Origin of the sequence: Tautonia sociabilis (genome assembly GCF_003977685.1) — a bacterium.
Classification (GTDB): Bacteria; Planctomycetota; Planctomycetia; order Isosphaerales; family Isosphaeraceae; genus Tautonia; species Tautonia sociabilis.
Map to the genome: position 1 here is coordinate 147,676 of NZ_RYZH01000008.1, position 12,534 is coordinate 160,209.

At 71.9% G+C, this 12,534-nt stretch carries 10 protein-coding genes; 5 read left to right on the top strand and 5 right to left on the bottom strand.

Features of this window, described 5'->3' with window-relative positions:
* Positions 1 to 116 precede the first annotated feature (116 nt).
* The 4 genes from rsmA to TsocGM_RS06215 all read right to left on the bottom strand — a co-directional run bounded on the left by rsmA (position 117) and on the right by TsocGM_RS06215 (position 2,946).
* Complete coding sequence (gene rsmA / locus TsocGM_RS06200; RefSeq protein WP_126724430.1) at positions 117 to 1,157, bottom strand: 16S rRNA (adenine(1518)-N(6)/adenine(1519)-N(6))-dimethyltransferase RsmA; 1,041 nt, start codon at positions 1,155 to 1,157, stop codon at positions 117 to 119.
* A 65-nt stretch (positions 1,158 to 1,222) separates the two neighbouring features.
* Positions 1,223 to 1,603, bottom strand: coding sequence for a GxxExxY protein (locus TsocGM_RS06205; protein WP_126724431.1), 381 nt, complete (start codon positions 1,601 to 1,603; stop codon positions 1,223 to 1,225).
* 253 nt (positions 1,604 to 1,856) lie between these two features.
* The gene (locus TsocGM_RS06210; protein ID WP_126724432.1) at positions 1,857 to 2,453 is read right to left on the bottom strand and encodes a riboflavin synthase; all 597 of its coding nucleotides are present in this window, start codon (positions 2,451 to 2,453) and stop codon (positions 1,857 to 1,859) included.
* Between the two features lie 85 nt (positions 2,454 to 2,538).
* A complete protein-coding gene (locus TsocGM_RS06215; protein ID WP_126724433.1) occupies positions 2,539 to 2,946 on the bottom strand; it encodes a hypothetical protein in 408 nt (135 codons plus the stop codon).
* 394 nt (positions 2,947 to 3,340) lie between these two features.
* Here TsocGM_RS06215 and TsocGM_RS06220 point away from each other — a divergent pair, with 394 nt between their 5' ends.
* Together TsocGM_RS06220 and TsocGM_RS06225 are read left to right on the top strand one after the other, a co-directional pair.
* Positions 3,341 to 4,258, top strand: coding sequence for an aldo/keto reductase (locus TsocGM_RS06220; protein WP_233578425.1), 918 nt, complete (start codon positions 3,341 to 3,343; stop codon positions 4,256 to 4,258).
* 235 nt (positions 4,259 to 4,493) lie between these two features.
* On the top strand, positions 4,494 to 4,961 hold the full coding sequence (locus TsocGM_RS06225; protein WP_126724434.1) for a YkvA family protein: 468 nt from the start codon (positions 4,494 to 4,496) through the stop codon (positions 4,959 to 4,961).
* A gap of 146 nt (positions 4,962 to 5,107) precedes the next feature.
* Here TsocGM_RS06225 and TsocGM_RS06230 read toward each other — a convergent pair whose 3' ends face one another.
* Positions 5,108 to 6,247: a zinc ribbon domain-containing protein gene (locus tag TsocGM_RS06230; RefSeq protein ID WP_126724435.1), complete on the bottom strand. Its 1,140-nt coding sequence runs from the start codon at positions 6,245 to 6,247 to the stop codon at positions 5,108 to 5,110.
* A 655-nt stretch (positions 6,248 to 6,902) separates the two neighbouring features.
* Here TsocGM_RS06230 and TsocGM_RS06235 point away from each other — a divergent pair.
* The 3 genes from TsocGM_RS06235 to TsocGM_RS06245 all read left to right on the top strand — a co-directional run bounded on the left by TsocGM_RS06235 (position 6,903) and on the right by TsocGM_RS06245 (position 12,285).
* Positions 6,903 to 7,748: a PP2C family protein-serine/threonine phosphatase gene (locus TsocGM_RS06235; RefSeq protein ID WP_126724436.1), complete on the top strand. Its 846-nt coding sequence runs from the start codon at positions 6,903 to 6,905 to the stop codon at positions 7,746 to 7,748.
* Positions 7,749 to 10,221: 2,473 nt separating this feature from the next.
* Positions 10,222 to 11,121: a Cys-Gln thioester bond-forming surface protein gene (locus tag TsocGM_RS06240; protein WP_126724437.1), complete on the top strand. Its 900-nt coding sequence runs from the start codon at positions 10,222 to 10,224 to the stop codon at positions 11,119 to 11,121.
* Positions 11,122 to 11,331: 210 nt separating this feature from the next.
* Positions 11,332 to 12,285, top strand: coding sequence for an ADP-ribosylglycohydrolase family protein (locus TsocGM_RS06245; protein ID WP_233578428.1), 954 nt, complete (start codon positions 11,332 to 11,334; stop codon positions 12,283 to 12,285).
* The last annotated feature ends 249 nt before the right edge of the window (positions 12,286 to 12,534 follow it).

Below are 12,534 nucleotides of genomic sequence, written 5' to 3' on the forward strand. Positions count from 1 at the left end.
CGCCCTCCCCCCTACCCTGCCCTCCGACGATCGACCGCATCGTCCGCCATCATACCGCGATCGGAGCGGCGGGAGGGCGGTCGGGCGGATCTCAAGCCGGGCCGCCCGACCCCGGCTCAGCCGTCTCCTCCTCCCTCGCCTCCCCCGTCTCCCCCGCCGTCGCCGTCGCCATCGCCGTCCTCGTCGTCGGCGGGGTGGTCATCGGACTCGGGCGTCTCCGAGTCGTCCGGGTCGGGCAGCTCGGCGGCGGAGGGGCCGAGCCGGGACCGGAGGGCCTCGGCCAGGTCGATGAATTCCTGGACGTTGAGCGCCTCGGCTCGAACGTCCCCGGTCAGGTCGAGCGCTTCGAGCAGGGCGTCCACCTGGGCCTTGTCCCGCCAGTAGGGCTTCCAGAGGCGGTAGAGCACGACTCTCAGGTTCTTGCGCCGGAGCGTGAAGACGCGGCGGACGACCTCGTGGAACCAGGGCAGATCCGGGATCGCCGCACGCTTCTCGGCGCTGGGGACGATCTTGATGATGGCCGATTCGACCTTCGGCCTCGGCCAGAAGACCTTGGGCGAGAGGATGCGGACGATCTCCGCGTCGGCCAGCGCCTGGACCAGCACCGACAGCGCGCCGTACATCTCGCCGTGCGGCTCGGCCATCATCCGATCGGCCAGCTCGCGCTGGATGGTGACGACCATCAGGCTCGGGCAAAGCTCGGGATGGACGAGCAGGTTGCTGATGATCGGCGTGGCCACGTGGTACGGCAGGTTCGCCACCAGCTTCAGCGTCCGGTCCGGGGCGACGGCCAGGCCGGCTCGGAGGCTGTCGAGCACCTCCGGGGCGATCTCGCTCTTGCGCGCCAGCGCGTCTTGCTGGAGCACCCGCACGTTTTGCAGGCCCGAGACGGCCTCTCGGGTGAGCTGGGCCATCGCCGGGTCGATCTCGACGGTAACCACCGCCGACACCTTCTCCGCCATCATCGCCGTCAGCGCCCCGGCCCCGGGGCCGACCTCCAGGACCACGTCCCGGGGGCCAAGCTCCGCCGACCGGGCGATCAGGTCGTGCGTGTTCAAATCGATGAGAAAGTTCTGGCCGTAGCGGCGGTTGGGAGCGATGCCGCGGTGCTCGAAGAGGTGGCGGAGGTAGGAGAGGGTCTGGCGGGGGGTGGTCATGGGAGGGAAGACCTCGCGCAGAGGCGCAGAGACGCAGAGAAGATGAGGCAGAGGAGGAGAGGGAGTCAGTGAAGGCCGTTGACGAGGCGAGCGATGCCGTCCTTGATCAGGACGACGTTGAAGTTGATCAGGAGGCCGACGCGGAGGCCGGTGAGCCGCAGGGAGGTGATGAGCTGCTTCCGGTGGACAGGGGCCACCTCCTCGATCGACTTCAGCTCCACCAGCACCAGGCGATCGACGATCAGATCCGCCCGGAACCCCAGCTCCCGCTTCACCCCCTGGTACACCACCGGGATCGCCCGCTGCGTCTCGACCTCCAGTCCCCTGCTCCTCAGTTCATGCACCATCGTCGCCTCAGACACCGACTCCAGCAACCCCGGCCCCAACGCCGAGTGGATCGTGAACGCCGCATCCACCACCATCCCCGACACCACGTTCTCCCTCATTGTCCTCCCCTCCCTCCCCCTCCAATCTCCTCCCCTCCGATCTCCTCTTCTCTGCGTCTCTGCGTCTCTTCGTCTCTGCGTCTCTTCGTCTCTTCGTCTCTGCGTCTCTGCGTCTCTGCGTCTCTGCGTCTCTGCGTCTCTGCGTCTCTTCGTCTCTTCGTCTCTGCGTCTCTGCGTCTCTGCGTCTCTGCGTCTCTGCGTCTCTGCGACTCTGCGCGAGGTCTTCCCATCCCTCAGGCCCGCCGAACGGCGTTCACTCCTTGCCCAGCAGCTTCCTCACGTGTTTGGCCAGCATGTCTGTCTCAATGTTCACCCGATCCCCCGGCCGGATCGTCCCCAGCGTGGTCACGGCCATCGTGTGCGGGATGAGCATGATCGAGAACCAGTCCTCCCCCACGTCGACGAGCGTCAGGCTCACGCCATCGACGGCGATCGACCCCTTCTCGACCATCAGCGGCGTCCACTTCGGGTCGATCCGGAAGCGGAGGAAGTCCCACTCCCCCTCGCGTCGCCGTTCGACCAGCTCGGCCGTCGTATCGACGTGCCCCTGGACGAAGTGCCCGCCGAGGCGGTCGCCGACCCGGAGGGAGCGCTCCAGGTTCACCGGGCCGCCGGGCCCCTTCGCCCCGAGGTTGGTGCGGAGCAGCGTCTCGGGGCCGGCCTGGACCTCGAAGACCTCGCCGTCGAGGGCCACCACCGTCAGGCAGCAGCCGTTGACGGCCACGCTCTCCCCCATCGCCATCGGCCCGGAGGGGTCCAGCCCCGGCCACCGGATGGCGAACCGGCGGCCGTTCTCCTCCTCGAGGGCGCGCTCGACGCGGCCGAGGGCCTCGACCAGTCCTGTGAACATCGCGATCCTTTCGATTCGATTCGATTCGAGAGGGCAAGCGCACGAACGGGGATGCTCCGCCCGGCGGGAGATCCAGGGACGGCGGTCACTGGGGCATCATCGGAAGGGATGGGCGCCTCGGAGCGCGGCGGCCGGGAGGCTCGGAGGGGAGGCCCCCTCCCCGGTGAGTCCAGTGGTCGGGATCGCCACCGACCACCGGCTGGTCCGAACCGAGGAGCGTCAGCGGTTCGGACAGGATCTCGTCGGGCTCGACCAAGGTGAGCTGCTCCGGCCAGGCCCGCTGATCGAGCTGGTTGACGGCCTGTGCGACCCGGTCGCGGACCTCGCCGTCCGGGTCGTCGCGCGCCCGCTCAGGGTCGCGGTTGGCCAGCCGGAACCGCCCGAGGCCCATCGCCAGACCGATCCCCGCGACCAGCGGCAGCAGGCCCCGGATGCTCAGCCGGAATCGCCGTCGCGAGGCCGACGGGGCCGGGGAGGCCTCAGGGTTGGGCATGGTGGGGGTCCTCGATCGGGGGCGGTCGGCGATCGGGAGATGCCGGGATGTCCATTCTATCTGGAATGTGCTCGAAGCGACTACGGCCGATCGCCGCGGCGCCGGATCGATCGGAGCGTCCGCACCGGGAGGCCCGCCGGACGGGATCCGGGGGCCGCTGGCGGGCACGCCGCCAGGATACCCGAACCGAGCCCAGCGATCGGCCCGAGGAGACGGCCGTCTCCTCTGGCCCGGGGGCGGATCCGGCCGATAGAATGGGGCCCGGGTCGGCCCGAGCGAGGGCGGCCCTCCCCTGCGACGCGACAGGAACCGGGCCGGGGTCGTGCCGGACCCGATGTCGGATCGATCCGACCGAACCGCATTCGCACGCCACGCCAATCCGGAGGCCATCGCCATGCTGCCGCCGATCCACCGTCGCGACTTCCTCGCCGGGACCGCCGCCGCCGGGGCCGCCGTCGCCCTCTCCCCGGCCTCCCACGCCGCCCCGACCGCCGCCCGGCCGCTGAACCCGGTCCCCAAGAGCCCGACCGACCGGGTGAGGCTGGGAGACACCGGGATCGAGGTGTCGCTCATCGGCATCGGCACCGGCAGCAACGGCGTGAACCAGGCCAGCAACCAGACGAAGCTCGGCCTGAAGGAATTCACCCGGGTCATCCGCCACGCCTTCGATTCCGGCATCCGCTTCTTCGACGTGGCCGACCAGTACGGCTCCCACACCTACCTCCGCGAGGCCCTCAAGGGGATCCCCCGAGACCAGTACGCCATCCAGACCAAGACCCACGCCAGGGACTACAAGGAGGCCAAAAGCCACCTGGAGCGCTACCGCATGGAGCTGGGCGTCGACTACGTGGACACCCTGCTGCTGCACTGCATGACCACCGCCGACTGGCCCGAGCAGAACGCCGGGGCGATGGAGTACATCAGCGAGGCCAAGGATCAGGGCCTCGTCCGCGCCCACGGCACGAGCTGCCACGGCATGGACCCGCTGCGCACCTCCGCCCGGCACCCCTGGGTCGAGGTCGACCTCGCCCGGGTCAACCCCGAGGGGGCCGTGATGGACAGCGCCGACCCGGCCGACGTCACCGAGCAGCTCCGGGCGATGCACGACGCCGGCAAGGGCGTCATTGGCATGAAGATCTGCGGCAACGGCCAGTTCAAGGAGCCCGAGCGCCGAGACGCCTCGCTCCGGTTCGTCTTCTCGCTGGGCTTCGTCGACGCCATCGTCGTCGGGCTGGAGTCCCCGGCCCAGATCGACGACCTCCTCGCCCGTGCCGAGACGGCCCTCGACTTCGCCCGCACCCAGCGGGCCTGACCCGATCGTCGCGCGATGGCGGATGACCGATGGCGAATTCCTGATGAGGGAAGGCGAATTGCCAAGGGGCAAGACCCGATGACGGAGGGGAGCGGACGGGCCTCGGGGTCTGGTCTGGTCCGGTCCAGTCGCGATCCCCGGCTCCCCAAACCCCGATCCGCCATCGTGCCTCCGCCATCGCGCATTCGCCATCATCGCGCCTTCGCCATTCGCCATCCCACTCCCGGACCCCGCCATGCCCGACAACCGCCTCACCCGCTGGTTCCGCAAGGCCGAGGCCGAGGCCGGCGTCCCCCCTCCGTCCGAGCCCATTCGCGCCGAGGACTTCGTCGGCTCCGACCAGGACCGGAATGAGCGCTACGTTCGAGAGGGCTTCGCCGCCAAGGCGAAGGGCTTCCTCACCAAGCTGCCCATGGCGGAAGAGGTCGCCTCCGCCTATTTCTGCATGCTCGACCCCGCCACGCCGAAGTGGGTGAAGGGAATTGCCGCCGCGGCCCTGGCCTACTTCGTCCTGCCGGTCGACGCCATCGTCGACGCCATCCCCTTCGCCGGCCTGATGGACGACGTCACCGTCCTCACCGGCGCCCTGACGGCCATCTCCGCCTTCATCACCGACGAGCATCGCGCCCGGGCCCGGAGCTGGATGGCCTCCGAGCAGATCACGCCCTCGGCCGATCCCGACGGCGTCGGTTCGGAAGGCTGAGCGGCCCCCGCGGGGAGGGCCTTCGCCCGCCTCGCCGGTTCACCGACGCCGAGGCTCATCCGACCCCGCCTCGATCAGAGCGGCCGGCCCGCTTGACCGGTCCCCTGGCCCGTCGGCGGCGGCTCCCGTCGAGCCGGGCCCGGCCCTCAGCGGGGAGGCGAGCTTCGGGAGGAGGCGGGAGGCGAGGGGGAAGACCGCCCCAGCTCCTCCGCCAGGTCGACCTCCCAGGCGTCCAGGGCCAGGTCGACCCAGTCGACCGGATCGCCAGGAGGGGCGACGGCCGGCGAGCCGGCCGAGTGGGCCCGATCGCTCGCCGAGCGGAAGGAAGGCGCGGCCGCTCTCGGCCCGGCTGGCGGGCGAGCCGGGCCGGTCCCCGCCTCCAGCGAGGAGAGCCGGGCGATCAGCCGCTCCCGCTCCTGGCCGGCCTCGGTGAGCGCCCGGCGGAGCTGGTCCCGTTCGGCGAGGACCGAATCCCGCTCCGTGACGACCCGGGCCAGTTCTCCCCGGAGCCGATCCACCAGCGCCCGGGCCTCGGCCCGGAGCCCCTCGAAGTGCCGCCGCCAGGCAACCCGAGCCCGGGAGAACTCGGCCGACAGGGCCGCGGCCGATTCCCGAGCCTGGCGGCGATCCGCTCCCCACCGGCCGTGCGTCGCGCGCAGCTCCCGGGCCATCGCCTCGAACCGGCTCGCGTCCCCGGCCCCGACCCCCGATCGGGCGTCGAGGTCGCCCAGCCGGCCCCGGAGGGCCTCGACCTCGGCTTCAAGATCCCGGACGCGGCTCTCCCTCCCGGACCGCTCGGACTCAACCTCCGCCAGCAGAGATCGCACCTGCTCGCCCTCGGCTCTCAGACGCTCGACCTCGGCGAGCGCGCTGTCTCGATCGGCCCGCAGATGCTCGGCCTCGGCGATCGCATCGTCGCGCTCCGCTGCGAGGCGGGCCGCCAGGGCCTCGGCCTCGACGCCTCCCGGCTCCTCGGGCCGACCCGGTTCGCCGGGGGCTGGGGCCGCCGAGACCTCGGGGGCCGAGGGATCGTCGACGGCCCGGATGCGGAATGTCCCGGACGCCGGGGCGACGAACCGGCCTCGGCATTTCCGGCACGAAACCGTCTTACCCAGGTATTCCGGCCGGATCCGGATCTCGGCCCGGCAGTGCTCGCAGGCGATCCGATCGTGCCCGGGGACGTAGAACGCCTGGCCGCAACGCTTGCACCGGAAGGTGTTCCCCCGGTGGCGAGGCTCGATCGTCAGCAAGGACCGGCAACCGGGGCAGCAGGGCGATTCGGTCATGGTCGGCCGTCCGATCGGGGGAGATGGCGATGGGGACGGGCAGACGCCGGGTGCCGACACCCCTCGGCCGATCGACCTGGGACAGCCCGGGCATCGAGTACGAGCACATGAGGGCCATTACAACGCAAGACCTGGCTCGATTCCACAACCGATCCGGAAACAGACGAACCGACGAGGCGCCCGGTCGCCCCTCGGGCGTGCTCCCGACGGTCGAGCCGCCCCTCCCCCCCGGCCCCGACGCGGCCGACCGCCCCCCTGCCGCGCCGTAGAATCGACCGACGCGGGCGGCCGGGGCGATCGGCCTCCCTCCTCGATCGGGACCACTCCCAGGCCGATCCCCGAGGGGACGCGAGTCGATGTCGGCAGCCAGCGCGACGCTCACCAGTCCTGGTCAGGTCGAGGGCCGGCGTTCCGGATCGGCCCCCCGATTGCCGACCCCCTGGTGCCCGATCGAGCCGGCCGAGGCTGTCCCAGGACCCGACTCCCCGTCCCTCCCGATCCTCCCCGACGGGGGCAACAGAGAGGTCGCGATCGGCAAGAGCCGGCGGGAGGGGCCGGGACCGGCGGGATCGGCCGGCCCGATCGAACAGGGAAGGCGCCGCCGTCGTATCTGGCTCAGGGCCGAGGGCCCGATCGCCCGAGGGGAGTCGCCGCCATGAGCGCCGCCGCCGCCGAGCCGCAGACGATGCAATGCCTGGAGATCCGCGGCGGGACGGCCGCCGTCGAGCAGGCCCTCGACCTGCCCGGCCTGCAGGCGTTCGTCTACAGCCGGCCGCATGGTGACTCCGCCACCGGGGGGGACGTGCATTACATCTCCGTCTGCGGCGGCGGGGCGACGGTGCGCGTCGTCGTGGCCGACGTTTCCGGCCACGGCGCCTCGGTGGCCGAGTTCTCCGCCGCTCTGCGGCGGCTGGTCCGCAAGCACATCGCGCGATCGGACCAAACCCGGCTGGTCGAGGCGCTGAATCGCGAGTTCGGCGCCGAGGCCGGCCTCCGCCGCTTCGCCACGGCGGTCGTGGCCACCTTCCTGCCCGGGAGCAACCGCCTGACGGTCAGCAACGCCGCCCACCCGAGGCCGCTCTTCTACCGGGCCGAGTCGGGGTCGTGGGAGGTCCTGGCGCCGTCTTCGGCGGCGGCCGCCGGGGCGAACCTGCCGCTGGGGGTCGACGACGAGGCCCCCTACGAGCAGTTCTCCACCGTCCTGGCCCCCGGCGACGTCGTCCTGCTCTACACCGACGCCCTCACCGAGGCCGCCGACCCCGCCGGGAGGATGCTCGGCGAGACCGGACTGCTGGAGCTCTGCCGAGGGCTCGACCCGTCCGACCCCCGCCGCTTCGGCCTCGCGCTGATCGACGCCGTCGCCCGGCACCGGGGAGGCCGCCCCGCCGCCGACGACGAGACGCTCATCGTCCTCCGCCACGACGGCTCCGGGGCCCGCTTCCCCGGCCCGCTGGCCTTCCCCCTCGTCGTGGCCAAGATGTTCGGCCTGGTCCGCGTCTGAGGCCGGATGGCGCGGGGCGATCCCGCCTCGATCCGCCGGCCTCGGGCATCGGCCTGCCCTCCCTGCGCCTCCCCGGCGTCCCTCCTGCGGAAGACGAGGAACTTGGCGTCATAGGTCAGGTAGCCGATGCCGGGCAGGTTGGCGTCGGGGACGAGCGGCCGGAGCAGGGCGGGAACGCGGAGGGAATAGACCTCGGGATTCACGTCGAAGATCCGGACGAGCTGGTAGTCGGCCCGGAAGGCCGGCACCCGCCGGGCCAGTTCCTCGGCCTCCCAGGGGCGAAGGACCGCCCACTCGGGGCGGAGGACGGCGACCGTGGTGGCGAAGTCGGTGCGGTACTGCCGGGCGGTCTTCACGACCTCGGGGGAGACCAGCCCCGGCCAGTCGGCCATCCGGGCGCCGCTGAAGTAGCCGATGTAGCCGACGCACTCCAGGTACACCCGATCCCCCGGCCGCACCCGGCCGGCCAGCCAGCGGCCGATCTCCGCCCGGTTGCCCATCTCGACCACGGAGGCCTGCACCCGCATCTGGATCGCCGTCAGCGCATAGATCAGCGTCAGGCCCGCCCCCACCGCCACCAGCGGGACCGCCGCCAGGGCCCAGGCCGGCCGGAACCTCCGGGCCAGCGGAGCCGCCAGCGCCGGCACTCCCCGGGCGATCGCCGCCAGGCCGAGCACCGAGGCCGGGGGCAGGTACCACGGGAACGAGAAGTTCAGCCGGGACAGGTACAGCACCAGGATCGTGAACATCAGTGAGCACGACCGGCCCCAGCGGTCGCGCACCGGCACCAGCCAGTACGACGCCGAGAACACCCCCAGCGCCGTCGCCCAAGGAACGAGCGCCGGGTGCCAGCCCTGGCCGTCGCCCACGTTGTGGTAGATCGGCAGGAACGCCCGGCTCGCCGTCGCCAGGAATCGTCCCAGGGGGCCGACGCCGGCGTCGAGCTTCTGGTCGAGGTTCATCTTGGCGAGGATCGTGTGGGGCACCGGAGAGCCGTAGTAGACCCACGCTCCCGCGAACCACGGCAGGTACGCCGCCGAGCAGACCGCCCCCGCCTTGAGCAGGTCGACGGCCCGAGACCGGGGCCTCCCCGGCCCGAACCGCAGGTCGGCGGCGATCGCCGCCGCGATCGAGACGCAGCCGTCGGGCCTCGACCACATCAGCCCCGCCCAGCAGAGGCCCATCGGCAGCCATCGCCGGGGCAGGTCGTCCCGGGCGATCAGGGCGAGGGTCCCGGCCAGGAACAGCAGCAGGAAGGCCGTCTCCATGCCGTTGACCGAGAAGGCGACCGACTTGACCTCCAGCACGAGGAAGGCCGCCATCGCCCACCACGAGAGCCCCCGGCCCCCCGACTCCCTCGCCACCCGTCGCAGCAGCACCAGCCCGGCGGCCGCGAAGGCGACCACGCTCATCAGCCGGAACGCCTCGATCGCCTCCCGGTACGACCGGCTCCCCGTCAGCTCGTGGCAGAGGGCCGGCAGCAGCACCCCCAGCGGCGAGGTGAAGCCGTGCACCCGCTCCCCCGGCTGGTAGACCAGCCCCCGGCCCTCGGCGAGGTTCTCGCTGTGGCGGAAGGTGATGAAGAAGTCCTCCCAGATGTGGTCGGTAAACGCCGAGTAGCCGACCAAGCTGGCCGAGGCCGCGACGACGAAGACCGCCGCCGGCCACGCCGGCCGCCCCGTCCGGCCCCGGGTCCGGGGCGAGGAGCCGGCGGGCTCGGGCGTCGGCCGGTCGGCCTCGGGGGAGATCGGAGACTCCATCGGTCGGCGCGCTCCTCGGTCCGGCTCAGGGGACGAGCCGACTCGACCCGGGCCGTCCCCCGGCGGCCGTCCCCCCGATACCGTTGTGGCCGATCCCCGCCCCCCGGTTCAAGGGGCCCTCGCCCCCTCCCGGGCCCGAGGCGAAGGGACAAGGCCCCGACCCGTCGGGCCCCAGACCCCTCCCGGCGTCCCGGAAGGGGAGGCCGCCCGAGGCCGCGCCTCCTGACTGCCAGTCGGCGACAGGCCGGGCCGAACCGACCGCCACGCTGCCCGAGGGCAACCCCCTCCCGCCGCTCATGTTGTCCCCGGGCAACACCGTCGCGGGCCGGCCCGGTTTCCTAAAGCCTGCGGCCTGGTCCGGGCGGCGTTCTTATGCATGCGCTCAGCAACAACTGGTTCCATGCTCCATCGGAGGGTTGATCAGTTCACCCTCGTCGTCAAGGATGGTATCGAGTCCCGGGCAGAGGCGCCCGGGACCGGATCCCCCCAGGGATGGAGCCTTCTGACCGTCGCCTGGCCCTCTCGGCCGATCATCCGGCGACCCCATTGGCCAATCGGATTGAACCGACCCCAGCACCAGGTCGGCCGATCGTGTGTGCGCGGCGGGTGGGCGAGCCGGCCGGCCGAAGTTCACTGATCCGACTCGGGGGATCTTGCTCACACCTCTCATCTGATCAACTGAGCAACGGTAGATAGAGAAAGGTCCGTCACTCATGAAACGACCCCCGAGCGGCACCCGGGCCGCCTGGCCCGATCGCCGGAAATCCCCCCGGCTCGTCCTCGCGGCCGCCCTGGCGCTGGTCTGCGTCGCCCTTGTCCCCGGGTCCGCCCGGGCGGGCATGCAGCTCCAGGCCAGCACGACGTTCAACGGCGGCATCGGCGTTACCGCCCATTACAACAACGGCCTGCCCAGCCCGAATCAGATCGCGTTCTCCGTCTCGACCCAGGCCGGCAGCTTCTCGTCCTCCTGGACGACCGCCAACCCGTTCGGCAGCGCGAACTCCCCGTTCCTGACCTACTGCGTCGACATCTCGACCTTCCTGGCCTCGGGGCAGGTGGTCACGGCCCTGGTTTCGACCACGAACGGGACCGCGGCCGACCAGCGCCAGGTCACGCGGAACATCGGCGCCGCGGGCTGGGTGTTCAACAACTTCGCGAATCAAGCGCTGGCCGCTCTCGAATCGTTCAGCGGCCTCTCCTCGGGCTCGCTCTCCCAACAGGAGGCCCAGGCCGCGATGCAGCTGGCGATCTGGGAGGCCGCCTATGATACCAACGGCGCTTCGAGCGGCGCCCTCGGCTACCTCGGCGGCGGCGCGCTGACCTTCTCGGGCACCGCGACCGGCAACAGCGACGTCGTCACGCTCGCCAACGCGATCCTCAACGCCCGAAACACCGACTCCTCCGGGATCAGCACGATCGGGTTCATCGACTACCCGCCGAACTCGATCGCCGCGACCCCGACCAACCAGGATCAGATTTTCGGCATCCCCGAGGGTGTTCAGATCAACGCCGTGCCCGAGCCCTCGACCCTGGCCATGGCCGCCGCCGGCGCCCTGGTCGGCCTGGGGGCGATGCTCCGGAGACGGTCGAAGCGACCGGCCCCCCTCGGCTGATCGCCCCCGGGACCCGCTCCCAAGGAGGAGGGCCCCGGCCATCCCATCTCAAGCCGGATCGCCCGCCTCCTCCGGGGGGCGATCCGGCCGCTGTCGGCCGCCCTGGCCCTCCCCGCCGAGGCCGATGGTTCCGTCGCCCTCCGTCGCGTATGCTCGACGGCGGGAGAGGAGCATCGACCCCACCCTCGGAACTCCGGACGGAGGCCCCCCGTGACGACCAACCCGATCCTCCTGCGCGATCGAGTCGCCGGCGGCCTGGTCGGGCTGCTGGTGGGAGACGCGCTGGGGGTGCCCTTCGAGTTCCACCCGCCAGAGGCCCTGCCGCCGGCCGACCGGATCGAGATGACGCCTCCCGAGGGGTTCCGCCGGGCCCACGCCTCGGTCCCCCCCGGCACCTGGTCCGACGACGGCGCGCAGGCCCTCTGCCTGCTCGCCTCGCTGCTCGACCGCGGCCAGCTCGACCTGGAAGACTTCGGCCGCCGGCTGGTCGACTGGTACGACTCGGGGTACATGGCCGTCGGCGGCGTGGTCTTCGACATCGGCATCACCACCTCCCGGGCCCTGCGCGCCCTGCGCGACGGCGTCCCCGCCGAGCTGGCCGGCCCCAGCGGCGATCGGGACAACGGCAACGGCTCGCTGATGCGAGTGCTCCCCCTGGCCCTCTGGCACCGCGGCACCGACGCCGAGCTGATCGACCTGGCCTGCTCGCAGTCGAAGGTCTCGCACGGCCACCCTCGGTCGCAGGCCTGCTGCGCCCTGTACTGCCTGTGGGCCCGCCGCATCCTCCAGGGGGAGCCCAATCCGTGGCGGGACGCCGTCTCCACCCTCCGCGGCCTCTGCGACGACGATTCCCCCCTGATGCGGGAGCTGGAGGGGGCCATCCGCCCCGATGAGCCCCCCTCGGGCCGGGGAACCGGCTACGTCGTCGACTGCCTCCGCTCCGCCCGACTGGCGCTGGAGGCCGGCCCGTTCGAGGAGGCCGTCCGGGCCGCCGTCGCCCTCGGGCACGACACCGACACCACGGCGTGCGTCGCCGGCGGCCTGGCCGGGCTCCGGGACGGCCTCTCGGCCATCCCCCCGCGCTGGCTCGACGCCCTGCGCGGCAAGGAGCTGTACGAACCCCTGCTGGCCCGACTGCTCGACCGCCTCGGCGCCCCGGCCTGAACCGATCCGCCCGGGACGCGGACGGTGCGCTCCGGCTCGCCGGGAGGCCCACCAGGGCCAGCGACGCGCAACGTGCTCCCTTCAAAGGAGTTCCGGCCGAGCGCCCTCGTCCCAACGGCGTCCCGATTGAAACTATGAGAGGGGAGGTCGAGCCGACGGGGCCCGGGGCCCCGAGCCGGTGGAAGACTGGAGGTGTAGAACCGAACTCCTGCCCCACCGAACCGGAGGACTCCCGTGCACCACGTCGGC

Bases quoted from the DNA above. Each gene is read 5' to 3' on its own strand.
- TsocGM_RS06210 (WP_126724432.1), bottom strand. From the start codon at position 2,453: ATGTTCACAGGACTGGTCGAGGCCCTCGGCCGCGTCGAGCGCGCCCTC.
- TsocGM_RS06235 (WP_126724436.1), top strand. From the start codon at position 6,903: ATGAGCGCCGCCGCCGCCGAGCCGCAGACGATGCAATGCCTGGAGATC.
- TsocGM_RS06225 (WP_126724434.1), top strand. From the start codon at position 4,494: ATGCCCGACAACCGCCTCACCCGCTGGTTCCGCAAGGCCGAGGCCGAG.
- TsocGM_RS06205 (WP_126724431.1), bottom strand. From the start codon at position 1,603: ATGAGGGAGAACGTGGTGTCGGGGATGGTGGTGGATGCGGCGTTCACG.
- TsocGM_RS06240 (WP_126724437.1), top strand. From the start codon at position 10,222: ATGAAACGACCCCCGAGCGGCACCCGGGCCGCCTGGCCCGATCGCCGG.
- TsocGM_RS06215 (WP_126724433.1), bottom strand. From the start codon at position 2,946: ATGCCCAACCCTGAGGCCTCCCCGGCCCCGTCGGCCTCGCGACGGCGA.
- TsocGM_RS06230 (WP_126724435.1), bottom strand. From the start codon at position 6,247: ATGACCGAATCGCCCTGCTGCCCCGGTTGCCGGTCCTTGCTGACGATC.
- rsmA (WP_126724430.1), bottom strand. From the start codon at position 1,157: ATGACCACCCCCCGCCAGACCCTCTCCTACCTCCGCCACCTCTTCGAG.
- TsocGM_RS06220 (WP_233578425.1), top strand. From the start codon at position 3,341: ATGCTGCCGCCGATCCACCGTCGCGACTTCCTCGCCGGGACCGCCGCC.